The organism is Bradyrhizobium sp. LB13.1 (assembly GCF_054056815.1).
In genome coordinates this window covers 3,790,655-3,815,268 of record NZ_JBSRYQ010000001.1, presented here as the reverse complement: position 1 = coordinate 3,815,268, position 24,614 = coordinate 3,790,655, and the positions used below count along the sequence as shown (strand labels likewise).

Genomic DNA, 24,614 nt, shown 5'->3' with positions numbered 1-24,614 from the left:
ATCTCCATTGAATTCCGAGAGGTGCAGCCGGCATGGGGCGCGGCGGCGGGTCACCTTTTATCCGATTGAGCCGCGAATGGAAGCAGGCTCCACGCGCAAGAATGTGATTAAGCGCTTTTTGAATATCGGCCGTGAACACAGCGCAATAGCCGGGACGGGACACTTCCCCTAGATTTAGATGCAAACGCATAGGAACCGCTGCGGTTGCCGCGCGTAGGGTGAATGCCGGCTTAGTCGCATCTCTTCGGGTTCGCTCGAGAGGATGGGTATCGATGGACCGATTGTTGCGTCAATTCCTGTCTCAATTCATCCGCCGCGGGTCGATGACGGTGACCGCGGCAAAGGGTTCGAAGTTCACGGTCGGCGATGGCTCAGGCGAACCGGTTGCAGTCCGCTTCGTCACCGCGGACGCAGAGCGGAAGATCCTCGTCAATCCCGAGCTCGGGCTTGGCGAGGCCTATATGGACGGCGAGTTCGTCGTCGAGCACGGCACCATAGCTGATGCCCTCGCGATCCTGCTCGATCAACCCGACCTATTGCCGCACTGGGCAAAACCCTGGTGGCACCTTCGCTACCTGGCGCGGCACCTGAGGCAGTTCAATCCGCGCCCGCGCTCCCGCAGCAACGTCGCACACCACTACGATCTCGATGCGAGGCTCTATTCGCTCTTCCTCGACGCCGACAAGCAATATAGCTGCGCCTATTTCGAGACGCCGAAGACCACCCTCGACGATGCGCAGCTCGCCAAGAAACGACACATCGCCGCAAAGCTGCTCGTCAAGGGCGGCCAGCGCGTGCTCGACATCGGCTCGGGCTGGGGCGGACTTGGGCTCTATCTCGCCGGGATCGCAGGTGTTGACGTCACCGGCATAACGTTGTCGACCGAGCAGTTGCAGATCGCCAATGCGCGCGCAGCCGAAAAGGGTCTGACCGGATCGGCCAAATTCCTGCTTCAGGACTATCGCGACGTCGCCGGCCCGTTCGACCGCATCGTCTCAGTCGGCATGTTGGAGCATGTCGGCGCCCCCTTCTACGACACCTACTTCCGGCGCTGCGCCGAGCTGTTGGACAAAGACGGCGTCATGCTGCTGCACTCGATCGGCCGTTCGCAGGGCCCGGACTCCACCAATCCCTGGATCGCCAAATACATCTTTCCCGGCGGCTACATCCCCGCTCTCTCGGAGGTGCTGCCGGCGATCGAGCGGGCGGGCCTGCTGGTCTGCGACATCGAGATTCTGCGGCTGCATTACGCCGAAACCTTGAAGGCATGGCGCGAGCGCTTCATGGCGCGGAGCGAAGAATCCGTACAGCTGTACGACGAGCGCTTCGCGCTAATGTGGGAATTTTATCTGGCAGCCAGCGAGATGACGTTCCGCAAGCAGGATATGATGAACTTCCAGATTCAACTCACCCGGCGTCAGGGCATAGTGCCGATGACACGCAACTACATCGCGCGTGAAGAAGCCCGGCTGCTGGCCGTCGAAGCCGGCGCCAAGCCGAGGCTGAAGATGGCTGGTGAATAAGTCCTAGTGGCGCAGGGTCGAAATCGGAGCGGACCGGAAAGAGGCCGTCAAGGCCAACTGCACCCGCAATGCCTTCAGGATTTCGGGGGCGACCGGTTCCCGACGCACTTCAGGCCGCTCAGCGTGCTCCATGGCCGCGATCAGCCCCGACAGCCAAAGCCGGCTGCCTGCTTCGCTTCGCCAATTCCGGGGCTGCCGTCCTGGCCGCATCGCTTGCCTCGTTCCTGGTGGCGGATCGCGGGAGACAACCCCCCGCCCGCTCGCCTGTTCCGGCCGTACCCCCGAAAGAATCCGGGGAGATGTGATCTGCTTCACCATAAGTCCCGTCGGCCCTGGCCTAGACCGTCGCCATGAGCAAAGAGACCCAAACCTCATTCGACGTGCAGGACGACCTCCGCACCGATTACGCCCTGATCGCTACCGGAGTCGGGGCGGCCCTGGTTGCACTGGTCTACCTCCTGCTGGTCTGAACCGAGCCGAAAGCTCCCAGCGTGCGTCATTTCGCGCGCGTCTCGATAGGTCTGCCCGCCAACCCATTAGGTTCACTTCATCCGGAGTTTTCCGTGGCGCGGTCGCTACCTGCGCCGCGACCTGGTTCAGCGAAAATCCGTCAAGCGCGGCGCGTACCGCGGCGGCCAATCATCCACCATTTTAATGATCGGTTGATAGCGGCGAGCTTTTGCTTCCGCTTTGCGCTGAGGCGGCGCTTTATCCCGGCCCCGCATCCGCCCCAGAAAATTGCTATCGCTCGACCATGGCCCTGACTGATTCGAACGTTCTCAAACTCGCGCCGGAATCCGGAACTCCCGCCTATCGGAGCGCGCCGCATAATATCGAAGCGGAACAGAGCCTTCTGGGCGCGATCCTGGTCAACAACGACGCATTTTACCGCGTCTCCGACTTCCTGGAGCCGAAGCATTACTTCGAGCCGCTGCACCAGACCATCTTCGAGACCGCCTCGAGCCTGATCCGGATGGGCAAGATCGCGACGCCCGTCACGCTGAAGACCTTCCTGCCAGCCGACACCGATGTCGGCGGCATGACCATCGGGCAATATCTGGCGCGGCTCGCCGCCGAAGCGACCACCATCATCAATGCGCAGGATTATGGGCGCACCATCTACGACCTGGCATTGCGCCGTGATCTGATCGGCATCGGCGAGGACATGGTCAATGTCGCCTATGACGCCCCGGTCGACTTCGCGCCGCGGGCGCAGATCGAGGACGCCGAACGCCGCCTCTACGAGCTCGCCGAGTCCGGCCGCTACGACGGCGGCTTCCAGAAATTCTCGCAGGCACTAACGCTCGCGGTCGATCTCGCCGCGAAAGCGTTCCAGCGCGACGGAAAGCTGTCCGGCATCTCGACGGGCCTGCGCGACCTCGACACCAAGATGGGCGGCTTGCAGCACTCCGACCTCATCATCGTCGCCGGCCGCCCCGGCATGGGCAAGACGTCGCTTGCAACCAACATCGCCTATAACGTCGCCCGGGCCTATGTTCCAGAACTGCAGACCGACGGCACCACGAAGGCCGCCCATGGCGGCGTCATCGGCTTCTTCTCCTGCGAAATGTCGGCCGACCAGCTCGCCACGCGTATCGTCGCCGAGCGCACCGGCATTCCCTCCTCCCACATCCGCCGCGGCGGCATCTCGGAAGCCGATTTCGAGAATATCCGCGAGGTTTCGATCGAGCTGCAATCGCTGCCCTTCTATGTCGACGAGACCGGCGGCCTCTCGATCTCGCAGCTGATGGCGCGCGCCCGCCGGCTGAAACGGCAGAAGGGCCTCGACCTCATCGTCATCGACTACATCCAGCTCTTGTCAGGCTCGGGCAAGCGCAGCGAAAACCGCGTGCAGGAAATCACCGAGATCACGACAAGTCTGAAGGCCCTGGCCAAGGAACTGAGCGTGCCCGTGATCGCGCTCTCGCAGCTCTCGCGCCAGGTGGAGTCGCGCGACGACAAGCGGCCGCAGCTCTCAGATCTGCGCGAATCCGGCTCGATCGAGCAGGACGCCGACGTCGTTCTGTTCGTCTACCGCGAGGAATATTACCTCGGAAACAAGGAGCCGCGCCCGGGCACACCCGAGCACGAAAAATGGCGCCTCGACATGGATCTTGCGCATGGCAAGGCCGAAGTCATCATCGGCAAGCAGCGCCACGGCCCGACCGGCACCGTCGATCTGGCCTTTGAAGCTTCGATCACACGATTTGGCGACCTTGCGCCGGACAGTCAGGTGCCGGACCGCGGCGGCGGCGACTACTAGGCTCCTTGTTCGGTTCCTTGTCGGTTCCTTGGGTTGAACCGTAGCGGTCTCTTGCGTAAAACGGCGTCATGACAATGGCGTCCGACCCGAAAATGATCCCGCAGTCTGGCCTTCTCTCCGCGGCGGCCAATCAAACTGCCACGCTCGCTGCCTTCGGCGGCGTGCTCACCGTCGACCTCGACGCCATCATCGCCAACTGGCGCAAGCTCGAGAAGACCGCGGTGCCGGCCGAATGCTCGGCGGTGATCAAGGCCGACGCCTATGGCTGCGGTGCCGAGCAGGTTGCGCGTGCCCTGAACAAGGCCGGCTGCAAGACCTTCTTCGTCGCCACCATCGAGGAAGCGCGCAAGGTGCGAGCAGCCGTGCCGGAGCCTACGATCTACGTGCTCGGCGGCTATTTCCAGAACACCGGCGAGCATTACGCCCAAATCAACTGCCGCCCCGTGATCGGCGATCTCAACGAGCTTGCCGAATGGGACGTGTTCTGCCGCCGCACCGGCTGGACTGGTGGCGCGGCCGTTCATATCGACACCGGCATGAACCGGCTTGGCCTGACGCTTGCGGAAGCGCACGCCATCATCCCCCGCATCAATGCCGGCGACCACGGCATCACGCTGGTGATGAGCCATCTGGTCTCGGCCGAGCAGCTCAACAACCCAGTGAACGCCAAGCAACTCGCGGCCTTCCGCGGCATCGCCAGCGAATTCTCCGGCGTGCCGGCCGCGCTCGCCAATTCCTCCGGCGTCTTCCTCGGCGCACCTTTCCAGTTCGACCTGGTGCGGCCGGGCGCCGCGCTCTACGGCGTCAACCCGACGCCGGAGGCCGACAATCCGATGCAGCCGGTGGTCGACCTCAAGGCCCGCATCGTGCAGATCCGCAGCGTCGAGCGCGGCGAAAGCGTCGGCTATGGCGGCACCTGGACCGCACGGCGGCCGACGAAACTGGCGATCATCGCGGTCGGTTATGCCGACGGCTATTTCCGCGCCGCAAGCTCCAATGACGGCACGCGCGGCGCCGAGATCATCGTCGCCGGCAAGCGCTGCCCCGTCGCGGGCCGCGTCTCGATGGACCTGATCGCGATCGACATCACGGACTTGCCGCCGAACGCGGCGCGGCGCGGCCACATGGTGACGCTGCTTGGCGAGGGCATCACCGTCGACGAGCTCGCCCATCATTTCGGCACGATCGGCTATGAGGTGCTGACCAGCCTCGGCCACCGCTACGCGCGAATCTACAGGGGCGGCAATGTGGTGGAGCCGCTGGCAAAGCCGGCACCTGCGGAGACGGCCGAGCAGCAGCCGTCCGCTCCGCCGCCGATCGAGCAGCCCGCGAACCCGCCGCCGCTGCCGGGCTGACCTATCGGCCGCTTACTTCTTCTTCCTGCTGTCCAGCGCCGTCCTGCAGGTCGCGCTGAGCTGATCGCGCTTGCCGTTGAGGCAGGCGACGATGCCGCCGCCCGGTGCGAGGCCGGCGCAGAATTTATCGTAGTCCGCCTTGCACGCGCCGCGCGGATCGGAGGATTGTGCCGAACTCGCTCCGGAGAATGCGACGAGCAATGCGATGGCGGCAAAGTTCAACTTGGACATTGTATCTCCGGTGTCGGAACGTAAGAAGCGGTCAGCTCTACATGAAGATTGCGACATTCAACATCAACAACATCAATCGCCGCCTGCCCAATCTGTTGGCATGGATGCGAACGGCGAAACCCGATGTCGTCGCACTTCAAGAATTGAAGGCAAGTGATGGCGAATTTCCGGCGGCCGCCATCGAAAAGGCCGGTTATGGCGCAGTGTGGTGTGGACAAAAAACCTGGAATGGCGTCGCCATCCTCGCTCGCAATGCCGAGCCCATTCTCACCCGCGATCGCTTACCGGGAAAGCCTGCCGATCTCGAAGCCCGCTACATCGAGGCCGCCGTAAGCGGTGTCATTGTCACCAGCATCTACCTGCCGAACGGCAATCCGCAGCCGGGACCGAAATTCGAGTACAAGCTCGACTGGTTCGCGCGGCTCAAGCGCCACGCCAAAACTTTCATCAAGCAGGACCTGCCCGTGGTGCTCGCGGGCGACTACAATGTCGCGCCTGATGAGATCGACATCTATCCGACGCGCTCGTGGGACAAGGATGCCTTGGTTCAGCCGAAGAGCCGCGCGGCCTTCGGCTCGTTGGCGGCACAAGGCTGGTGCGACGCGATCCGTGAACTGCATCCGGAGAAGCGCATCTACACCTTCTGGGATTACAAGCGAAACCGCTGGCCGCGCGATGCGGGCCTGCGGCTCGATCATCTCCTGCTCAGCCCCGCCCTCGTCTCACGCCTGGCTAAAGCGGGCGTGGACAAGAAGGTTCGCGGCGAGGATGGCGCCAGCGATCACGCGCCGGCGTGGGTCGTGCTGAAATAAATGAACGAACTCGTAGGGCGGCAAAGCGAAGCGTGCCCACCACTGCCGCTTGCGTTGGTGAGGAATGGTGGACAGACGTGCAGCAGATATGCCTGAGACCGCATATTCACCACAAATTCTTGCCGTCGATCATGTTCACCGGCACGGCCTCCAGATCGAAATCGTCGAACAGGCGCGCGTTGACGCCGACCTTGGGATTGTCGAAATCGGGCTTGCCAGTCGACCAGTCCGGCGACTCCGAATAGGTGCCGCAGCCGCAGCTCGCGCAGAAATGATGTCTGACCGTGCGGCTGCCCCAGAGATAGGTCGTGACGTTCTCCGGCGGCGACAGCAGCCGAAACTGCGCCGGCGTGTAATAGGCCCACAACGCGCCGCGCTTGGCGCAGAGCGAACAGGTGCAGCGGGTCACGCTCGAAGGCGCCTCCGTCACCTCGAACACCGTCTCACCGCAATGACAGCTTGCCTCGATCGGCATGACCCGCTCTCCGTTTTGTCAGAAGATGGTCGTAGCCGGCCCCTGCTGCCAACATGCTGTCAGCAGCGCGGCCCCATCACGGGGCCTCGCTCGCGGACAACCGCTTGGCATTCGCGGCCACATGCTTGCGATAGCGCTGGACGATCACTGCCGGCGTCGCCCCGGCAAGCAGGCTAGCTGCCGTCTCGAAGGCAGCTGCGATCTTCTCGCTCACCATCAGCACGGCCTCCCGCCCGGCGGCCTCGTTGCCCTGGCTGGGTTTTTCGTAGCGCAAGCGCATCACATCACTCGCCTCGACCGCAAGCATCGCGCCCGCGTACCAGGGGAAACCGTCATCAGAGCCGCTCAACACCGCGTGGCGATCGAGCACGGAGAAGGAATGATGGTCGGGCATCGCGGACCTCAAATTCTCTAAGCGAACGCTCCGATCAATACGCTTCAAATTCTAAGGATCGGGCCGGCGAACGGCTCGGATTGGCGGTGCCTGCGACACCGGAGGTTAACCAAGGCGCTTGACGCACCATTCTGGTCATCCTACTGGTCTTACCAAGATCAGACCAAAAGAGACGGGGATGGAACTCAAGCGCGCGGCCGAAGGCGAAAAGGGCTTTGAGAAGGTGTTCGCCTTCTTGCGCGAACGGCTGCTTGCGGGCTCGCTCAAGCCCGGCGATCGCCTGATCTCCGAGCGTGAGCTCGCGAGCCTTCTCGGCGTCAGCCGGCCAATCGTGCGCGAGGCGCTGCGCGCCCTCACCGTGCTCGGCATCGTCGAGATCCGCGACCGCGTCGGCACCGTGGTGACGCGGCCGGACGTCTCCGTGCTGAACGACTTCTTCACCTTCGCGCTCGCCCAGCAAGCGGACATGCTCGACGACGTCATGCAGGCGCGCGTCGCGATCGAGTGCCAGGCGATCCGGCTTGCCTGCGAGCGCGCAAACATTGCCGATTACGAGCGGCTCCAGCGCGCGCTTGCGAAAATCGAGGAAACGATCGACGAGGCGGATGGCGGCGGTAAAGCCGACTTCGATTTCCACCGCACGATCGTGATGGCTTCACGCTCGGAAACCCTGACCGTCCTCCATGGCTCGATGGCCGGCCTGTTGACGCATTCGCATCGCAGTCGCCGCGAACTGGTGCAGGCCTTCCCGTCCATGAAGACCTATCTGATCGACGACCACCGCCGCATCTTTGAAGCTGTGATCGCGCGCGATCCGGAGCGCGCGGACGCAACGCTGCGCAAGCATTTTGCCATTGGCGACGAATTCCGCAGACGCGCCGTCGTCGGCGACTTGGACAAGACCAGCGCCTCGCGCTGACCGCAGACAGACGAAACAAGAAACGGACTGATAACATGGGACGGAACGACAAGGGCAGCGTCGGCTTCATCGGCATCGGCACGATGGGCCTGGAGATGGTGCGCAACCTCTTGAAGGCCGGGCACGCGGTGCGCGCCTTCGACCTCAATGAGGCTGCTGTCGCCGACATCGTCAAGGAAGGCGCGGTTCGCGCCAAAAGTCCGGCCGAGGCCGCGCAAGGCGCCGATGTCGTCATCACCATGCTGCCCGACACGCCCCATGTCGAGGCGACCATTTACGGCGAGCATGGGCTGTTGAAGTCGCCACCATCAGGCAAGCTCATCGTCGACATGAGCACGATCTCACCGGTCGCCGTCCGCCGCATCCATGCAGACCTGCAAAAGGCCGGCGTCAGCTTCATCGATGCGCCGGTCTCGGGCGGCCCGCTCGGCGCCAGGAACGCCGCGCTCTCGATCATGGCCGGCGGCGACGCCGAAGCATTTGCCAAAGCCGAGCCGTTCTTCCGCGCGATGGGCACGACCATCACGCATGTCGGCGCGGCCGGCGCCGGCCAGACCGTAAAACTCTGCAATCAGCTCATCTGCGGCATCAACATCCAGGCCATTTGCGAGGCCCTGGCGCTCGGTCGCGCTTCTGGCCTCGATCTCGATCTGCTGCGCCGCGTGCTGCTCGGTGGCTCCGCCGCATCCTGGATGCTCGACAAGCTCGGCCCCGCGATGATCGCGGGCGACGTGTCCGCCGGCTTTCGGATCGATCTGCAGCTCAAGGACCTCCGCCTCGTGCTGGAGCAGGCGCAGGCGCTGAGCGTGCCGCTGCCCGGCACCGCGTTCGTCACCAGCCAATATGTCGATGCGCGCGCCCACGGCGAAGGCAACAACGGCAACCAGGCGCTGTTCCGCGTCTACGACCGCATGACCAACCAGACCACCGGCTGACCCTACACGATGAGCCTCCAACTCGACTTTCCCGCAGTGCTGGAGCGTTGGCCGAGTTTCCTCGCCGGCGCCGTCCTCACGCTGGAGCTAGCGGCCTTTTCGACGGTCTGCGGCGCCGTCCTTGGCACGCTCACGGCGGTCGGGCGCGGCGCGCACAGCGCGCTGATCGCAGCCGCCTGCAAGATCTATGTCGAGGCCATCCGCAATACGCCGCTGCTGGTGCAGATCTTCCTGGTCTATTTTGGCCTCGCCAGCCTCGGGCTGAAATTCTCCGCCTTCACCGTGGCGGTGGCCGCGCTGACGATCAATGTCGGCGCCTACACCGCCGAGATCATGCGCGCCGGTTTCGAGGCGATCCCGCGCGGACAGATCGAGGCGGCCGAGGGGCTGGCGCTGTCGCGCCTCCAGATCTACTGGCATATCATCCTGCTGCCCGCGATCGAGAAGGTCTATCCGGCGCTGACCAGCCAGTTCGTGCTGTTGATGCTGGCCTCCTCGGTCTGCTCGCAGATCTCGGCGGAAGAACTCACCGCAGTCGCCAACTACATCCAGTCGGACACTTACCGCGCGTTCGAGACCTACATCATCGTCGCGGTCCTCTACATCATCCTGTCGCTGGTGATGCGCGCGGGCTTCTGGGGCCTCGGCCTCGTACTGTTTCCGCGCCGTCGCCGGCTCGGCACACCGTTGTGAGATGACCATGGGTGGACATCTCAGCATCAACCATCTGATATTCCTCGGTCAGGGCGCGTTGTGGACCATTGGTCTTTCGCTGATCGCGCTGATCGGCGGCGGCATCGTCGGCTTCGTGATCGCGCTGGCGCGAATCTCGCCGCTCAAATCGGTGCGGATCGCCAGTGCCGTCTATGTCCAGCTCATCCAGGGCACACCGCTGCTCGTCATCCTGTTCCTCGGCTATTTTGGCCTCGCCGCCATCGGCCTCAAGGTCTCGTCGCTCGCGGCCGCCGGCGCCTCGCTCACGCTCTATGTCGCCGCTTATCTCGGCGAGATCTGGCGCGGCTGCATCCAGTCCGTGCCGAAGCCGCAATGGGAGGCCGCCGAGGGCCTCGCGCTGAGCCGCACCCAGCGCATGATGAAGGTGATCCTGCCGCAGGCGATCCGCATCGCCACGCCGCCCACCGTCGGCTTCATGGTGCAGATCGTCAAGAACACCTCGCTCGCCTCCGTCGTCGGATTCGTCGAGCTGATGCGCTCGGGCCAGATCGTCAACAACTCCCTGTTCGAGCCGTTTGCCATCTACGCCATCATCGCCGTCACCTACTTCGCCATGTGCTATCCCCTCTCCCTGTTCAGCCAGAGGCTGGAACGGCGGATGGGGCGTGGCAGGTCCAACCTCGCGCCAGCCTGACATGCAACAAAAACCCACCTCCTCCGAACCGGTCGTGTCGCTTCGCGACGTGCAGAAGAGCTTTGGCCCGCTCCGGGTCCTCGATGGCGTCTCCTTTTCCGTCGAGCGCGGCGAGGTGCTGGCGTTGATTGGCCGTTCCGGCTCCGGCAAGAGCACGGCGCTTCGCTGCATCGACCGCTTCGAGAAGGTCGACGGCGGCGAGATCGTGGTGTGCGGTCACCGGGTCGACCGTCCGGACGTCGATCTGCGCGCGCTGCGTCAGGATGTCGGCATCGTCTTCCAGAGCTACAATCTGTTTCCCCATCTCACGATCGAGCAGAACATCACGCTCGCCCCCTGCGCCGTGAAGAGCCTTGCCACAGGCGAGGCCAAAGACCTGGCGCGAAAAGTGCTTGCGCAGGTCGGGCTCGAGGAGAAGCTGCACGCCTACCCCGAGCAGCTTTCGGGCGGCCAGCAGCAGCGCGCGGCGATCGCCCGCTCGCTCGCAATGCAGCCGAAAGTCATGCTGTTCGACGAGGTCACCTCCGCGCTCGATCCCGAGCTCACCGGCGAAGTGCTGAAGGTGATCGAACAGTTGGCGGCGGACGGCATGACCATGGTGATGGTCACCCACGAGATGGGTTTTGCCAAGGGCATCGCCGACCGGATCGTCTTCATGCATCGCGGCAAGGTTCATGAGACCGGACCCGCCTCGATCCTGACGTCGCCAACGACGCCGGAGCTGACGCAATTCGTCGGCACAGGAAACTTGAAATCGTAACAGGGAGAGGAGAACCAAGGATGACAAAGAGGACATTTCTGGGCGCAGCCGTTTCGGCGTGTTGTCTCATGTTGATCGCAGCCGGCCCGGCGTCGGCTGCCGATTTGCTCGACGAGATCATGCAGGCGAAGAAGATCCGCATCTCGACGGACGTCGCCATTCCGCCCTCGGGCATGATGGATGCCAGCATGAAGCCGACCGGCTCCGACGTCGAAGTGGCGCAGCTGCTTGCGAAGGACTGGGGATTCGAGCTCGAATTCATCCAGACCACCGGCGCAACGCGCATCCCCAACGTCCTGACCGGCAAGGCCGACATCATCATTTCGACGCTCTCGGTGACGCCCGAGCGCGCCAAGGTCATCGACTTCACCAAGCGCTACGCGACGCTGCAATCCGACGTCGGCTGCCTCAAGTCGCTCAACGTCAAGGACTGGCCCGACCTGAAGGACAAGACGATCGGCGTCTCGCGCGGCACCACGCAGGACACCACCTTGTCGAACATGAAGGACAAGGAACTGAAGATCGCCCGCTATGACGACGACGCCACGGAAGTGACGGCGGCGGTCTCCGGCCAGGTCGATTGCGTCGGCACCTCCGCGACGATCATCAACCAGATCGGCGTCAAGAATCCGGCCCGCATCTTCGAGTCCAAGATTCCGCTTGCTACCTTCGACCTCGCTATTGGCCTGAAGAAGGGCGAGCAGCGCCTGATGGACAAGCTCAACGCCTGGATCACCGAGAACGTCAAGAACGGCAAGCTCAACGCGATCTACAAGAAATTCCACGGCGTCGATCTGCCGCCCGACATGCGTAGCTGAAACTACGGAAAATCGTGGCAGCCGCTTGCGGCTGTCACGACCAATGCAAAATCAAGAAGGACATCACATGCGTCTCGTCATCGGATCAGACCACGCCGGCTGGCCGCTCAAGCAGACCGTTATCGACCACATCCGCAGCCTCGGCCACGACGTTCTCGACGTCGGCTCCCATGACGACAAGCCGGTGGACTTTCCCGACATCGCGCGCGCAGTCGCCCAGAAGGTCACGTCGGGTGAAGCCACACGCGGCATCATGGTGTGCGGCACCGGCGTCGGTGCCTCGATCGCGGCCAACAAGATGAAGGGCATCCGCGCCGCGGTCTGCCACGACGTCCATTCCGCCCATCAGAGCGTCGAGCATGACGACGTCAACGTCATGTGCATCGGCGCGCAGATTGTCGGCGCCTGGCTCGCCGTGGATCTCGTCTCGTCGTACCTCTCCGCCGAATTCTCCACCGACGAGGATTTCCGCCGCCGCGTGGAAAAGCTGCGCGTCATGGACGAGCAAGGCTGACGGACCTCGCCGCCATGATCCTGGTGTTCGGATCGCTCAATATCGATCTGGTCGCCTCGGTACCGGTCATTCCCGGGCCGGGCCGAACGGTGCTCGCGCCGTCCTACCAGACGCATTTCGGCGGCAAGGGCGCCAATCAGGCCGTGGCCGCCGCGCGGATCGCAGGACCGGGACAGGTCCGGATGGCCGGCCGCATCGGACGGGACGGATTCGGCGATCGCGCGATCGAGAACCTCCGGGCAAACAATGTTGATGCCGATCTCGTCGTCAGATCGGATGAGCCGACCGGCTGCGCCTTCATCACGGTCGACCATGCCGGCGAGAATGCGATCACGGTGGCCAGCGGCGCCAACATGACCGCGAGCGCCGGTGACCTCCCTGCGGGGCTATTCGGTCCCGACACGGTGCTGGTGCTCCAAATGGAGGTGCCTTTTGCGCAGGCGATCGAGGCCGCACGCAGGACGAGAGCGGAATTCGGCACCGTCATTTGGAACCTGGCGCCAGTCCCGGAGCAGATGACGCGCGATATGGTTGCAGCGCTTCTCGCCGTGACCGACTATCTCCTCGTCAATGAGCACGAGGCGATGGACGCGGCCGCGGCCATAGGCTTCGCTCCATCCGATTACGAATCGGCAGCCGCCGACCTCGCCGGGACCGGGGACCTCACCTGCATCGTCACCGCCGGTGCGCAAGGCGCGCTGGCCGTCACGGCCGATGACACCCGCCTGCGCGCCCCTGCCCCGCGCATCACGCCGGTGGACACGACCGGCGCCGGCGACACTTTTGTCGGCGCGTTCGCGGCCATGTTGAGCGAGAAGGCACCATTGCAAACCGCCCTCCAGGTCGGGTGCGACGCGGCAGCCCAAAAGTGCCTCACGCGCGGCGCGCAGGCCGGCATGCCGATGCGGGCCGCGATTCCCTCTCTCGCCTGACATCGTTCCGCGGCTACACTGCTCCGATTCCCGGAGCAGTTCCCTTGGCCTTCCTCTTCGTCCTCACCGTCGGTCTCGTCGCCGGCACCATCTCAGGCATCGTCGGCACGGGGTCGTCGATCATGCTGATGCCGGTGCTGGTCTATGCCTATGGGCCGAAGGAAGCGGTGCCGATCATGGCAGTCGCCGCGGTGATGGCGAATTTTTCGCGGATTTTGGCCTGGTGGCGCGAAGTGGACTGGCGCGCCTGCGCGGCCTATTCGGTCACGGGCATTCCGGCCGCGGTGCTCGGCGCGCGGACGCTGCTGGCGCTGCCCCCGCACACCGTCGATCTTGCCATCGGCCTCTTTCTGATCGCGATGGTGCCGGTGCGGCACTGGCTGGCGCGGCACGATCTCAAGGCCAATCTCTGGCATCTCGCCATCGGCGGGGCCCTCATCGGCTATCTCACCGGCATCGTCGTCTCCACCGGCCCGCTCAGCGTCCCGCTGTTTTTGTTCTACGGCTTGTCCAGGGGCGCCTTCCTTGCTACCGAGGCGGCTTCTTCGCTCGGCCTCTATTTCGCAAAGTCCGTGACCTTCGAACGTTTCGGCGCGCTCACCGACGATGTGTTCGTCAAAGGCCTGGTGGCAGGATCTTCGTTGATGGCCGGTGCCTTCATCGCCAAGCGCTTCGTGCTGCATCTGAAGCCCGAAATGTTCCGCGTGGTGATGGACGCGATCATGATCGGGGCCGGCCTTTCCATGCTGTGGAATGCGGCGCAGCCGTAGCCGCGCTGCGCCCAGGCGGCAAATTCGGGCGCGATCGACGGGTTATCCTCGCTCTCTTGGGCCAGTTGTTCCTCGAGCCATAGCAACACGGCCGCGAGCGGCTGCGGCCGGCGATAGAGAAAGCCCTGCCCGAGCGTCACGCACATCTCGCGCATGGCCTTGGCCTGCTCGGCGCGCTCGATCGGCACGCGCCGCACCGATCAGGGCATTGGCCATCGCGCCCGCCGTCCGAAGATCCGTCGTGATGTCGCCGAGCCAGGTCTTGAGCTTTTGGCGCGGCGACACAGAGCTAACAAAGCGTGTATCAGGCGCGCTGAATTGCGATATTCGGGATTCGGCCGGTCTGCTCTCTCGACCCGTCATTCCGTGCTATCAGCAAACCTGCAACCCTTGGACTCGCTGTCCCCATGGCCAAGAACACGCTTTCCTTCGTCTGTCAGAACTGCGGCGCGGCCTATAACCGCTGGCAGGGCAAGTGCGAGTCCTGCGGCGAGTGGAATACGCTCGCCGAGGAGGACGCGACCGGCAGCGTACCGGTGTCGATCCGCTCCAAGCGCAAGGGCCGGACGTTCGCGCTCGAAAGCCTGTCCGGAAAAACCCAGGATGCCCCGCGTCTGTCCTCAGGCATGACGGAGCTCGACCGCGTCACCGGCGGCGGTTTCGTCCGCGGCTCGGTGCTTCTGGTCGGCGGCGATCCCGGCATCGGCAAGTCGACGCTGCTGACACAAGCAACCAGCCTGATGGCACGCGCCGGGCATCGCATCGTCTACATCTCGGGCGAAGAGGCGGTCGCGCAGGTGCGGCTGCGCGCGGAGCGGCTCGGGCTATCGGACGCCCCGGTGCAGCTCGCCGCCGAGACATCGGTCGAGGACATCGTCTCGACGCTGTCGGAAGGTGCGGTGCCGCGGCTCATCGTGATCGATTCGATCCAGACCATGTGGACCGACACGGTGGAATCCGCGCCCGGCACGGTCACCCAGGTGCGCGCCTCGGCGCAGGCGCTGATTCGGTTCGCCAAGAAGACCGGCGCGGCTATCATTCTGGTCGGCCATGTCACCAAGGATGGCCAGATTGCCGGCCCCCGCGTGGTCGAGCACATGGTCGATGCCGTGCTGTCGTTCGAGGGCGAAGGCTCGCAGCAATTCCGCATCCTGCGCGCCGTGAAGAACCGTTTCGGGCCGACCGACGAGATCGGCGTGTTCGAGATGACCGGGCTCGGCCTGCGCGAGGTCACCAACCCCTCGGAGCTGTTCCTGTCCGAGCGCGATCTCGGCACGCCGGGCACCGCAGTCTTCGCGGGCATCGAGGGCACCAGGCCCGTCCTGGTCGAATTGCAGGCGCTGGTGGCCCCGACCTCGCTCGGCACCCCGCGCCGGGCCGTGGTCGGCTGGGATCCGAGCCGGCTGTCGATGGTGCTGGCGGTGCTGGAGGCCCATTGCGGGGTCAAGCTGTCCGGCCACGACGTCTATCTGAACGTTGCGGGCGGGCTGCGCATCCACGAGCCGGCGGCCGATCTCGCCGCCGCGGCCGCGCTCGTGTCCTCTCTGGTTAATGCGCAATTACCCACCGATGCGGTCTATTTCGGCGAGATCTCGCTGTCCGGCGTGGTCCGCCCGGTGGCGCAGACCCCGGCCCGGCTGAAGGAAGCGGCAAAACTCGGCTTTCAGCGCGCCGTGCTGCCCGAATCGGCCCGGGGCGAAGCCAGCGGCGATGCCGGACTATCGCTGAACGCGATCAACAGCCTGACGACATTGGTCGCCGAAATCGCCGCCCGCGGCTCCCGCCGGGGCGACTCGAGCGCGCCGGCAGAGAAAAATGCCACACCGGCAAGATTCCGCCGTGGAGAGGGTTAGGCGGAGGTGACGTCCCCCGTCCCCGCCGCTATACAGCCGTCACAAAAGCAGCATGGGATTGCGTGGTTGCGGCCTTGCCGGAAACGTCGTCTGGCCCTCACTTAGGGCGGCGGCAAACACCGATTCGCTGAGCACCTTTGAAGTACGAGCGGACCAGACCAGCCGATGCCAGTAACCATCCTCGACCTGATCCTGCTCGGTGTGATGCTGATCTCGGGCCTGCTCGCGATGGTTCGCGGTTTCATGCGCGAAATCCTGTCGATCGCGGCGTGGGGCACGGCGGCGATCGTCACCCTTTATTCATTCTCGAAGCTGCTGCCGACCGCCAAGACCTATTTCAACAACGATACCGTCGCGAGCGTGGTCGTGGTCGCCGGCGTGTTCGTTGGCACCTTGGTCGTGGTCTCCGTGATCACGGTCCGGATCTCCGACATGATCCTCGATTCGCGCATCGGCGCGCTGGACCGCACCCTCGGCTTCCTGTTCGGGCTGGCTCGCGGGCTTTTGATCGTCGTGGTCGCCTTCCTGTTCTTCACCTGGCTGGTGCCGGACAAGCAGCGCCCGGACTGGGTCACGGGGGCCAAGTCCCGCGTTGTGCTCCAGGGAACCGGCGATTGGCTGATGGCCCTCTTGCCTGACGACCCCGAGAACACCATCTTGAAGAGATTCAAGAAAAACAAACCAGATGATGAGCAGACTGATTCCGAGCAGCAGCCTTCGGGCAGTGGCGACGGATACAGCAAACCGGCTCGTGACGGCCTTAAAAAGCTGATCGAGAAACCCGCGGCGCGTTGATTAAGCCCTAAAGAGAGGCTCGGACGAGATGCGAAATCCTGACCAGGACGCCCTACTTGATCTCGGCCCGGCCGCGCTAGAGCTTCAGGACGATCTGGAAGGGGATACGCTGCGCGAGGAATGCGGCGTCTTCGGCATCTATGGCCACCCCGATGCCGCCGCCATCACGGCGCTCGGCCTCCATGCCCTTCAGCACCGCGGTCAGGAAGCCGCCGGCATCGTCTCCTATGACGGCAGCCGCTTTCATTCCGAACGCCGCCTCGGCCTCGTCGGCGACACTTTTTCCCGCCGCGAGGTGATCGACCGCCTGCCCGGCAACATGGCGGTCGGCCATGTCCGCTATTCCACCACCGGCGCGACCATCCTGCGCAACGTGCAGCCCCTGTTCGCTGAATTGAATGCCGGCGGCCTTGCGGTCGCCCACAACGGTAACCTCACCAACGGCCTGACACTGCGCCGCGAGCTGGTGAAGAGCGGCGCAATGATGCAGTCGACCACCGACACCGAAGTGATCCTGCATCTGGTCGCGCGCTCCAGGCGCAGCCGCTTCATCGAGCGCTATGTCGACGCGTTGCGCGAGATCGAGGGCGCCTATGCGCTGGTCTCGCTGACCAACAAGAAGCTGGTCGGCGCGCGCGATCCGCGCGGCATCCGTCCGCTGGTGCTCGGCGACCTCGACGGCTGCCCGATCCTGACCTCGGAGACCTGCGCACTCGACATCATCGGCGCGCGCTTCGTCCGCGACATCGAGCCCGGCGAGGTCATCGTGTTCGACGAGAACGGGAAGGACATTCACAAGCCGTTCCCGCCGATCGCGCCGCGTCCCTGCATCTTCGAATACATCTACTTCTCCCGTCCCGATTCCATCGTTCACGGCCGCTCGGTCTACGAGGTGCGCAAGGCCTTTGGCGCGCAGCTCGCGCGCGAGAGCCACGTCCCGGTCGACGTCGTCGTGCCGGTGCCGGATTCCGGCGTGCCCGCCGCGGTCGGCTACAGCCAGCATTCCGGCGTGCCGTTCGAGCTCGGTATCATCCGCAACCATTATGTCGGCCGCACCTTCATCCAGCCGACGCAGGCGATCCGGGAATCCGGCGTGCGCATGAAGCATTCGGCCAACCGCGCCGCGATCGAAGGCAAGCGCATCATCCTGATCGACGACTCGCTGGTGCGCGGCACCACCTCGAAGAAGATCGTGCGCATGATGCGCGACGCGGGCGCCAAGGAAGTGCATTTCCGCCTCGCCTCGCCGCCGATCCTCTATCCCGACTATTACGGCATTGACCTGCCGGACCGCGGCGGCCTGCTCGCCGCGACGCATTCGCTGGAGGAGATGCGCGAGATCATGGGCGCCGACTCGCTCGCCTTCCTGTCGATCGACGGCATGTACCGCGCGATGGGCGAGCCCGGCCGCGACCCCGCCAATCCAAAATTCTCGGATCACTGCTTCACCGGGGCGTATCCGACCCACCTCACCGACCAGACCCAGACCGAGCAGCAGCCGCGGCAATTGTCGCTGCTGGCGGAGGCGAGCTAGGCTCGTCGTCCTGGCGAAAGCCAGGACCCATTACGACAGGCCTCTCTGGTTCGAAGAAGGTGTGACAATCATCTTCCCTAGCCGATAAACGTCACGGCGTATGGGTCCTGGCTTTCGCCAGGACGACGCTGGATAGAACCTTTCAATGACAAATCCCCTCGCCAACCGCATCGCTCTCGTCACCGGCGCCTCGCGCGGCATCGGCTTCGCCACGGCCAAGGCGTTGGCCAAGGCCGGCGCGCATATCGTCGCTGTGGCGCGTACGCAGGGCGGGCTGGAAGAGCTCGACGACGAGATCCGCCAGGACGGCGGCAGCGCAACGCTGGTGCCGCTCAACCTCACCGATTCCGACGGCATCGCGCGGCTCGGCGCCGGCCTGCACGAACGCTACGGCAAGCTCGACATCCTCGTCGGCAATGCCGGCGTGCTCGGCCCGTCCTCGCCGGTCGGTCATATCGAGCTGAAGGCTTTCAACGACGTGATGGCCGTCAACGTCTCCGCAAACTTCCAGCTGATCCGCTGCATGGAGCCGCTGCTCAAGCAATCCGACGCCGGCCGCGCGGTGTTCATCACCTCGGGCGCGGCCAACAAGGCCACCGCCTATGTCAGCCCCTACGCCGCCTCCAAGGCCGCGCTGGAAACGCTGGCGCGCGCCTGGGCGCAGGAGACCGCAAATACGAAGCTGCGCATCAATCTGTTCAATCCCGGCCCGGTCCGCACCCGCATGCGTGCCACGCTGATGCCGGGCGAAGACCCGGCGACGCTGGAAACGTCCGAGCAGGTCGCCGAATTCATCGTGCCGATGTGCGCGCCGGACTGGACCGAGACCGGCAAGTTCTACGATTATAAGTCCCGCAGCCTGATGAGCTTCCGCTCGCCGGCCTGATTGACTTGACGGCCTCCCCGCGATTGACTGCCCGCACTCAAGCGGCAGCAAGCCGCAAGCCAATAAAGGGAGGTCGCCATGGCGCCACGGCATGATCGCGCAGGCGTTACGCGTGCGCTCGCAAATGTCTCACACGCCTTTGCCATCCTGATCGCGGCCATCGCATTCGCGCTTCCGGGCGTAGCCACAGCAGGCGATGTTCCGACCTTCGCGGTCGATGCCTCCTGGCCAAAGCCGCTGCCGAACAACTGGATCCTCGGCCAGGTCGGCGGCATCACCGTCGACTGGCAGGGCCACATCTGGGTCATCCATCGCCCGCGCTCGCTCACCGATGACGAGAAAGGCGCGAGCCTCAACCCGCCGCGTTCCAAATGCTGCGTTTCAGCACCGCCGGTGCTCGAATTCGACACCGACGGCAACCTGCTACGATCATGGGGCGGTGCCGGTGAAGGCTATGAATGGGTCGGCCGCGAGCATGGCATCGAGGTCGACGAGCGCGGCTTCGTCTGGGTCGGCGGCAATGCCGACAATGACAACGCGATCCTGAAGTTCACGCTCGACGGCAAGTTCGTCGCCCAGATCGGCAAGATCGCGCCGAGCCTCGGCAGCAACGACACGACGCAGCTCGGCAAGCCCGCCGAGACCGCGATCGACAAGGCTACGAACGAAATCTACGTCGCCGATGGCTATGGCAACCGCCGCGTCATCGTGTTCGACGCAACCACCCTCGCCTACAAGCGGCACTGGGGCGCCTACGGCAACAAGCCCGATGACACCAAGCAGGCGGCGTATGATCCCAAGGCGCCAGTGTCCCAGCAGTTCGGCAACCCCGTCCATTGCGTGAAGCTCGCCAATGACGGGCTCGTCTACGTCTGCGACCGCATCAACAACCGCATCCAGGTCTTCAAGAAGGACGGCACCTTCGTAAAGGAGTTCTTCTTCGAAAAGAACACGCTCGGCAACGGCGCCGTGTGGGACATCGCGATCTGGCCCGATCCGAAGCAGACCTGGCTGCTCAGCGCCGACGGCGAAAACAACGAGATCAGGGTCATCAGGCGCGAGGACGGCAGCGTGGTCGGCAGCTTTGGGCACAACGGCCGCAATGCCGGACAATTCCACTGGGTGCATGCCATGGCAGTCGACGCCAAGGGTAACGTCTATACCGCCGAGGTCGACACCGGAAAGCGCATCCAGAAATTCAAGCTGACGTCGGACGCGCTGAAATAGCGTCTCGACGCATTTTGCTCCAAAAGTTAACCGACGGATGACGCTACGACGCAGCGCCATCCGGCTTTAGGCGCATTGCCGCCGGCCGTGGGACACGGTAGAGCCATCAGCCGGAACAAGGCTCCCATTCAAGAGGGCTGTCCGCATGTTCGACAATGGAGGAAACCTTTTATGACGATGACGTTAACGCGCCGGTCTGCGGCGCTTCTGGCCTGTGCCGCCTTCGGTTTTGCAACGTCCGCTTACGCGCAGGACAAGACAGTAAAGATCGGCGTGTTGAACGACATGTCGAGTCTCTATGCCGACATCGGCGGCCCGAACTCTGTGGTCGCGATCAAGATGGCGGTCGAGGATTCCGGGCTGCTCAAGAAGGGCTGGAAGATCGACGTGCTGAGCGGCGATCACCAGAACAAGCCCGACGTCGGCGTCAATATCGCCCGGCAGTGGATCGACAACGAGAAGGTCGATGCGATCGCCGATACACCGAACTCCGGCGTGGCGCTGGCGGTCAGCAACCTCGTCAAGGAAAAGAACGCAGTGCTGCTGAATTCCGGCGCCGCTTCAGCCGACCTGACCGGCAAGGCCTGCACGCCGAACACGATCTCCTATACTTACGACACCTACATGCTCGCCAACGGCACCGGCAAGGCGCTGACCAAGGCAGGCGGCGACACCTGGTTCTTTCTTACCGCCGATTATGCCTTTGGTCACGCGCTGGAACGCGACACCACGGCTGTCGTGACCGCGAATGGCGGCAAGGTGCTCGGCAGCGTCAAGCATCCGATCAACAGCTCGGACTTCTCGTCATTCCTGCTGCAGGCGCAATCGTCCAAAGCCAAGGTGGTGGGCCTCGCCAACGCCGGCGGCGACACCACGAACGCGATCAAGCAAGCGGCCGAATTCGGCATCGTCGCCGGCGGTCAGAAGCTCGCGGCACTGCTGCTGTTCATCAACGACGTGCATTCGCTGGGACTCAAGACTGCGCAGGGCCTAACCTTCACAGAGTCCTTTTACTGGGACATGAACGACCAGACCCGTGCCTGGTCGAAGCGCTTCGCCGCACTGTCCAGCAAGAACGCGATGCCGTCGATGACTCAGGCCGGCAACTACGCGATGGTGCTGCACTATCTCAAGGCAATGGACGCGCTCGGCGGCAATCCGCATGACGGCGCCAAGGTTGTCGCCAAGATGAAGGAGCTTCCGACCGACGACCCGCTGTTCGGCAAGGGCCCGCTGCGCGCCGACGGCCGCCGCCTCATCCCCGCCTATCTGTTCGAGGTGAAGAAGCCCGAGGAGTCGAAGGGGCCGTGGGACTATTATAAGCAGATCGCCACGATCTCGGCGGAAGACGCGGCCAAGCCGCTCAAGGACAGCGAGTGCCCGCTGGTGAAGAAGTAACCGCGTAGCGGTCACGCAAATTCTCAACGACGCCATGCCCGGGCAAAAGCGCGAAGCGCGTCTTCGCGCTGGATGTCCCGGGCATTTACGTTATTGGCTCCGGAAAAGCTGCCGTAGGGTGGGCAAAGCGGAGCGTGCCCACCGTTTCTTTCGAGATCGAGGAAGGATGGTGGGAACGGCACAAGAGCGCTTTTGCCCACCCTACGAGACCGTCTTCGTCGCTGCCAGCGCCCGCACCGCGATCGCCACGCACACCACCATCAGCGCCGCCGCGAGCAGGAACGGCGCGCCGGGCAGCTGCCACGGCGCGCTGGCGCCGATGAAATATGAAAACGTCAGCGTAAACAGGAACGGGCCAACGAGCTGCGACACGCTCTGCACGCTTGCAGTCGCACCCTGCAACTGGCCCTGCTGATGGGGCGCGACGAGCCGCGTCATCAGCGACTGCATGGCGGCACCCGAAATTCCCCACAGCGACATCACGGGAATACCGAGCCAGAACAGCGGCCCGGTCGGCGCCGCGCCGAAGATCACGAAGCCGACCGCGCCACAGCACAGGCCCATCATCAACGCGTTCCGCTCGCCGAGCACGCGCACGATCGGCCCGATCGCAAGCCCCTGCACCACCATGGCGCAGACGCCGACCATCGCCAGCGTCAGTCCCACGGTTTTCGAATCCCAGCCGTAGCGGTAGGTGGCATAGAGCACAAAGGTCGAGGGCAGCACGACATGCGCGACCTGCGCGATGAAGTTAACGACGGACAACGCAGCGAGCACCGCGTTGGAACGCAGCAGGCGCAGCGCGCCGACCAGATTGGCGCTCGTCCAGTGGAACGGCGAGCGCTTCTCCGGCGCCAGCGATTCCGGCAGCACGAACAGCCCATAGAGTGCATTGGCAAGGCTCAGGGCTGCCGAGGCCCAGAACGGCAGGCGCGGATCGATGTCGCCGAGCAGACCGCCCAGCGCCGGGCCCAGCACGAAACCGGCGCCGAAGGCAGCGCCAATCCTGCCGAAGACCGCCGCGCGCCGCTCCGGCGGCGTGATGTCGGCAATATAGGCAAAGGCGGTCGAGATACTGGCCGAGGTGATGCCGGAAATGACGCGACCGACGAACAGCCAGACCAGCGACGGCGCCAGCGCCATCAGCACATAGTCGGCCGCGAGCCCGAAATTCGACAGCAGCACCACCGGCCGCCGCCCGAAGCGATCCGACAGCGCGCCGAGCACCGGCGAGAACACGAACTGCATCAGCGCCCAGGCAGTGCCGAACAGGCCGAAGATGCGGGCCGCGTGCGCCGTGTCGTTGTCGACGAAGCTCTCGATCAGCTTTGGCAGGATCGGCATGATCACGCCGAGCGCGAGCATATCGAGCAGGATGGTGACGAAGATGAAGGCGACCGCACCGCGCCGGACCGGCGCAGCGCTCTGCGCCATCGCCTCGCCGGCATCGTTGCTCACGACGGCCGCTTGCGCTTGTGGGCGAAGGGATTGGCCTTTTCGCGCAAGGTGATGCGCACCGGCGTGCCCGGCAACTCGAAGGCCTCACGCATCGAATTGGTGAGGTAGCGCATATACGACTGAGGCACCGCGTCCGCGCGCGAGCAGAACAGCACGAAGCTCGGCGGGCGGGCCTTGGTCTGCGTGATGTAATTCAGCTTCAGCCTGCGGCCGGATACGGCGGGCGGCGGATTCGCCTGGACTGCCTCTTCGAACCAGCGGTTCAGCGATGATGTCGACACGCGTTTGTTCCAGAGCGCGTAGGCGTCCTGGATCGCTTGCATCAGGCGGTCAATGCCCTCGCCCATCAGACCGGAGACGGCGACGATCGGCACGCCCCTGACCTGCGGCAGCAAATGGTCGGCATCCCGGCGCAGGCCGGAGATCGCGCCGCCGCCCTTGCTCTCCATCAGGTCCCATTTGTTGACGGCGAGCACGACGGCGCGGCCCTCGCGCTCGATCAGGTCGGCGATGCGAAGATCCTGCTCCTCGAAGCGGTTCTGCGCATCCATCATCATCACGACGACTTCGGCAAAGCGCACCGCGCGCAGTGCGTCGGCGACCGAGAGCTTTTCGAGCTTCTCCTCGATGCGCGAGCGCCGGCGCAGACCCGCGGTGTCGAACACGCGAAAATCGCGGCCCTTCCAGTTGATCTCGACCGCGATGGAATCGCGCGTGGTGCCGGCCTCCGCGCTCGTCAGCAGGCGCTCCTCGCCGAGCAGATGATTGATCATCGTCGACTTGCCGGCGTTGGGCCGGCCGACGATGGCGACCCGGATCGGACGCGTGGCGGCCTCTTCCTCGGTCAGCGGCTCGTCGTCTTCGAGCTCATCGTCCTCCACCGGCTCCGGCATCAGCGGGCGCAGAGCGTCGTAGAGCTCACCCATGCCCTCGCCGTGCTCGGCCGAGACCTGGATCGGATCGCCGAGGCCGAGCGCGAAGGACTCCATCGCGCCGACGTCGCCATGCTTGCCCTCGCTCTTGTTGGCGACGAGCAGCACCGGCTTGTTGGCCTTGCGGGCGAAATCGGCGAAGGCGCGATCGTTGGGCGTGAGGCCGATACGGGCATCGATCACGAAGAACAGCGCGTCGGCCTGTGCGATCGCTGCCTCCGTCTGCTCCTGCATGCGCGCGGTCAGCGAGCCCTTGGCGCCCTCGTCGAGCCCTGCGGTATCGATGATGGTGAACTCGAGGTCGCCGAGCCTGGCCTCCCCCTCGCGGCGGTCGCGGGTGACGCCCGGCAGGTCATCGACGAGCGCGAGCTTCTGCCCGACCAGGCGGTTGAACAGCGTCGACTTGCCGACATTGGGTCGGCCGATAATGGCAATTGTATAGGACATCGGTCATTCGTGCG

General features: G+C 64.4%; 24 protein-coding genes. 19 read left to right on the top strand and 5 right to left on the bottom strand.

Translation table 11 applies throughout. The features are described from left to right. Positions 1 to 272 precede the first annotated feature (272 nt). From ACVWYI_RS17940 to alr, 3 genes are all read left to right on the top strand, one after another. Positions 273 to 1,523, top strand: coding sequence for a class I SAM-dependent methyltransferase (locus ACVWYI_RS17940; RefSeq protein WP_456662776.1), 1,251 nt, complete (start codon positions 273 to 275; stop codon positions 1,521 to 1,523). Positions 1,524 to 2,277: 754 nt separating this feature from the next. After that, positions 2,278 to 3,786, top strand: a complete 1,509-nt coding sequence (locus tag ACVWYI_RS17935) for a replicative DNA helicase (RefSeq protein ID WP_456662775.1) — start codon at positions 2,278 to 2,280, stop codon at positions 3,784 to 3,786. Positions 3,787 to 3,860: 74 nt separating this feature from the next. Then, on the top strand, positions 3,861 to 5,141 hold the full coding sequence (gene alr, locus ACVWYI_RS17930; protein WP_456664538.1) for an alanine racemase: 1,281 nt from the start codon (positions 3,861 to 3,863) through the stop codon (positions 5,139 to 5,141). A gap of 12 nt (positions 5,142 to 5,153) precedes the next feature. Here alr and ACVWYI_RS17925 read toward each other — a convergent pair whose 3' ends face one another. Continuing rightward, positions 5,154 to 5,372, bottom strand: a complete 219-nt coding sequence (locus tag ACVWYI_RS17925) for a hypothetical protein (protein ID WP_456662774.1) — start codon at positions 5,370 to 5,372, stop codon at positions 5,154 to 5,156. A gap of 41 nt (positions 5,373 to 5,413) precedes the next feature. On the opposite strand from ACVWYI_RS17925, the gene ACVWYI_RS17920 reads away from it, so the two are divergent. Then, positions 5,414 to 6,184 carry an exodeoxyribonuclease III gene (locus ACVWYI_RS17920; RefSeq protein WP_456662773.1) on the top strand — a complete coding sequence of 257 codons (771 nt, stop codon included), beginning with the start codon at positions 5,414 to 5,416 and terminating at the stop codon, positions 6,182 to 6,184. Positions 6,185 to 6,290: 106 nt separating this feature from the next. Here ACVWYI_RS17920 and ACVWYI_RS17915 read toward each other — a convergent pair whose 3' ends face one another. Together ACVWYI_RS17915 and ACVWYI_RS17910 are read right to left on the bottom strand one after the other, a co-directional pair. Continuing rightward, positions 6,291 to 6,659: a GFA family protein gene (locus ACVWYI_RS17915; RefSeq protein ID WP_456662772.1), complete on the bottom strand. Its 369-nt coding sequence runs from the start codon at positions 6,657 to 6,659 to the stop codon at positions 6,291 to 6,293. Positions 6,660 to 6,735: 76 nt separating this feature from the next. Then, the gene (locus ACVWYI_RS17910) at positions 6,736 to 7,053 is read right to left on the bottom strand and encodes a hypothetical protein (RefSeq protein ID WP_456662771.1); all 318 of its coding nucleotides are present in this window, start codon (positions 7,051 to 7,053) and stop codon (positions 6,736 to 6,738) included. Positions 7,054 to 7,231: 178 nt separating this feature from the next. Between ACVWYI_RS17910 and ACVWYI_RS17905 the strand changes: the two genes are divergently transcribed. From ACVWYI_RS17905 to ACVWYI_RS17835, 15 genes are all read left to right on the top strand, one after another. Beyond that, entirely contained in the window at positions 7,232 to 7,972 is a 741-nt protein-coding gene (locus ACVWYI_RS17905; RefSeq protein WP_247346266.1) for a FadR/GntR family transcriptional regulator, read from the top strand. Next, positions 7,918 to 8,907 (top strand): NAD(P)-dependent oxidoreductase, encoded by a 990-nt coding sequence (locus ACVWYI_RS17900; protein ID WP_456664537.1) that lies wholly within the window; start codon positions 7,918 to 7,920, stop codon positions 8,905 to 8,907. The genes ACVWYI_RS17905 and ACVWYI_RS17900 overlap by 55 nt, the downstream gene beginning before the upstream one ends. Positions 8,908 to 8,916: 9 nt before the next feature. Further along, entirely contained in the window at positions 8,917 to 9,600 is a 684-nt protein-coding gene (locus tag ACVWYI_RS17895) for an amino acid ABC transporter permease (protein ID WP_456662770.1), read from the top strand. A 7-nt stretch (positions 9,601 to 9,607) separates the two neighbouring features. Further along, on the top strand, positions 9,608 to 10,276 hold the full coding sequence (locus ACVWYI_RS17890) for an amino acid ABC transporter permease (RefSeq protein ID WP_456662769.1): 669 nt from the start codon (positions 9,608 to 9,610) through the stop codon (positions 10,274 to 10,276). A 1-nt stretch (position 10,277) separates the two neighbouring features. Beyond that, positions 10,278 to 11,036: an amino acid ABC transporter ATP-binding protein gene (locus tag ACVWYI_RS17885; RefSeq protein WP_456662768.1), complete on the top strand. Its 759-nt coding sequence runs from the start codon at positions 10,278 to 10,280 to the stop codon at positions 11,034 to 11,036. 20 nt (positions 11,037 to 11,056) lie between these two features. Continuing rightward, positions 11,057 to 11,854 (top strand): transporter substrate-binding domain-containing protein, encoded by a 798-nt coding sequence (locus ACVWYI_RS17880; protein WP_247346253.1) that lies wholly within the window; start codon positions 11,057 to 11,059, stop codon positions 11,852 to 11,854. Between the two features lie 67 nt (positions 11,855 to 11,921). Next, the gene (gene rpiB / locus ACVWYI_RS17875) at positions 11,922 to 12,368 is read left to right on the top strand and encodes a ribose 5-phosphate isomerase B (protein ID WP_247346250.1); all 447 of its coding nucleotides are present in this window, start codon (positions 11,922 to 11,924) and stop codon (positions 12,366 to 12,368) included. Positions 12,369 to 12,382: 14 nt separating this feature from the next. Further along, positions 12,383 to 13,300, top strand: coding sequence for a ribokinase (locus ACVWYI_RS17870; RefSeq protein WP_456662767.1), 918 nt, complete (start codon positions 12,383 to 12,385; stop codon positions 13,298 to 13,300). A 44-nt stretch (positions 13,301 to 13,344) separates the two neighbouring features. Continuing rightward, positions 13,345 to 14,070, top strand: coding sequence for a sulfite exporter TauE/SafE family protein (locus ACVWYI_RS17865; RefSeq protein WP_456662766.1), 726 nt, complete (start codon positions 13,345 to 13,347; stop codon positions 14,068 to 14,070). Positions 14,071 to 14,477: 407 nt separating this feature from the next. After that, entirely contained in the window at positions 14,478 to 15,923 is a 1,446-nt protein-coding gene (radA, locus tag ACVWYI_RS17860; RefSeq protein ID WP_354046902.1) for a DNA repair protein RadA, read from the top strand. Positions 15,924 to 16,088: 165 nt separating this feature from the next. After that, a complete protein-coding gene (locus tag ACVWYI_RS17855) occupies positions 16,089 to 16,718 on the top strand; it encodes a CvpA family protein (RefSeq protein ID WP_247446967.1) in 630 nt (209 codons plus the stop codon). A gap of 28 nt (positions 16,719 to 16,746) precedes the next feature. Then, the gene (gene purF, locus ACVWYI_RS17850) at positions 16,747 to 18,252 is read left to right on the top strand and encodes an amidophosphoribosyltransferase (protein ID WP_247346233.1); all 1,506 of its coding nucleotides are present in this window, start codon (positions 16,747 to 16,749) and stop codon (positions 18,250 to 18,252) included. A 145-nt stretch (positions 18,253 to 18,397) separates the two neighbouring features. Then, positions 18,398 to 19,138 (top strand): SDR family NAD(P)-dependent oxidoreductase, encoded by a 741-nt coding sequence (locus ACVWYI_RS17845; RefSeq protein ID WP_247346230.1) that lies wholly within the window; start codon positions 18,398 to 18,400, stop codon positions 19,136 to 19,138. A gap of 78 nt (positions 19,139 to 19,216) precedes the next feature. Continuing rightward, complete coding sequence (locus ACVWYI_RS17840; RefSeq protein WP_456662765.1) at positions 19,217 to 20,365, top strand: hypothetical protein; 1,149 nt, start codon at positions 19,217 to 19,219, stop codon at positions 20,363 to 20,365. A 171-nt stretch (positions 20,366 to 20,536) separates the two neighbouring features. Beyond that, positions 20,537 to 21,763, top strand: coding sequence for an ABC transporter substrate-binding protein (locus ACVWYI_RS17835; protein WP_247446965.1), 1,227 nt, complete (start codon positions 20,537 to 20,539; stop codon positions 21,761 to 21,763). 201 nt (positions 21,764 to 21,964) lie between these two features. On the opposite strand, the gene ACVWYI_RS17830 is transcribed toward ACVWYI_RS17835, so the two are convergent. Both ACVWYI_RS17830 and der read right to left on the bottom strand, forming a co-directional pair. After that, positions 21,965 to 23,221, bottom strand: a complete 1,257-nt coding sequence (locus ACVWYI_RS17830) for a TCR/Tet family MFS transporter (protein ID WP_456662764.1) — start codon at positions 23,219 to 23,221, stop codon at positions 21,965 to 21,967. Next, positions 23,218 to 24,600, bottom strand: coding sequence for a ribosome biogenesis GTPase Der (gene der / locus ACVWYI_RS17825; RefSeq protein ID WP_247346219.1), 1,383 nt, complete (start codon positions 24,598 to 24,600; stop codon positions 23,218 to 23,220). The genes ACVWYI_RS17830 and der overlap by 4 nt, the downstream gene beginning before the upstream one ends. Positions 24,601 to 24,614 lie beyond the last annotated feature (14 nt).

Coding starts and splice junctions, on each gene's coding strand:
- ACVWYI_RS17905 (WP_247346266.1), top strand. CDS start 7,232: ATGGAACTCAAGCGCGCGGCCGAAGGCGAAAAGGGCTTTGAGAAGGTG.
- purF (WP_247346233.1), top strand. CDS start 16,747: ATGCGAAATCCTGACCAGGACGCCCTACTTGATCTCGGCCCGGCCGCG.
- ACVWYI_RS17915 (WP_456662772.1), bottom strand. CDS start 6,659: ATGCCGATCGAGGCAAGCTGTCATTGCGGTGAGACGGTGTTCGAGGTG.
- ACVWYI_RS17835 (WP_247446965.1), top strand. CDS start 20,537: ATGACGATGACGTTAACGCGCCGGTCTGCGGCGCTTCTGGCCTGTGCC.
- ACVWYI_RS17880 (WP_247346253.1), top strand. CDS start 11,057: ATGACAAAGAGGACATTTCTGGGCGCAGCCGTTTCGGCGTGTTGTCTC.
- ACVWYI_RS17920 (WP_456662773.1), top strand. CDS start 5,414: ATGAAGATTGCGACATTCAACATCAACAACATCAATCGCCGCCTGCCC.
- ACVWYI_RS17870 (WP_456662767.1), top strand. CDS start 12,383: ATGATCCTGGTGTTCGGATCGCTCAATATCGATCTGGTCGCCTCGGTA.
- ACVWYI_RS17910 (WP_456662771.1), bottom strand. CDS start 7,053: ATGCCCGACCATCATTCCTTCTCCGTGCTCGATCGCCACGCGGTGTTG.
- ACVWYI_RS17940 (WP_456662776.1), top strand. CDS start 273: ATGGACCGATTGTTGCGTCAATTCCTGTCTCAATTCATCCGCCGCGGG.
- radA (WP_354046902.1), top strand. CDS start 14,478: ATGGCCAAGAACACGCTTTCCTTCGTCTGTCAGAACTGCGGCGCGGCC.
- rpiB (WP_247346250.1), top strand. CDS start 11,922: ATGCGTCTCGTCATCGGATCAGACCACGCCGGCTGGCCGCTCAAGCAG.
- alr (WP_456664538.1), top strand. CDS start 3,861: ATGGCGTCCGACCCGAAAATGATCCCGCAGTCTGGCCTTCTCTCCGCG.
- ACVWYI_RS17935 (WP_456662775.1), top strand. CDS start 2,278: ATGGCCCTGACTGATTCGAACGTTCTCAAACTCGCGCCGGAATCCGGA.
- ACVWYI_RS17885 (WP_456662768.1), top strand. CDS start 10,278: ATGCAACAAAAACCCACCTCCTCCGAACCGGTCGTGTCGCTTCGCGAC.
- ACVWYI_RS17845 (WP_247346230.1), top strand. CDS start 18,398: ATGACAAATCCCCTCGCCAACCGCATCGCTCTCGTCACCGGCGCCTCG.
- ACVWYI_RS17895 (WP_456662770.1), top strand. CDS start 8,917: ATGAGCCTCCAACTCGACTTTCCCGCAGTGCTGGAGCGTTGGCCGAGT.
- ACVWYI_RS17890 (WP_456662769.1), top strand. CDS start 9,608: ATGGGTGGACATCTCAGCATCAACCATCTGATATTCCTCGGTCAGGGC.
- ACVWYI_RS17925 (WP_456662774.1), bottom strand. CDS start 5,372: ATGTCCAAGTTGAACTTTGCCGCCATCGCATTGCTCGTCGCATTCTCC.
- ACVWYI_RS17840 (WP_456662765.1), top strand. CDS start 19,217: ATGGCGCCACGGCATGATCGCGCAGGCGTTACGCGTGCGCTCGCAAAT.
- der (WP_247346219.1), bottom strand. CDS start 24,600: ATGTCCTATACAATTGCCATTATCGGCCGACCCAATGTCGGCAAGTCG.
- ACVWYI_RS17855 (WP_247446967.1), top strand. CDS start 16,089: ATGCCAGTAACCATCCTCGACCTGATCCTGCTCGGTGTGATGCTGATC.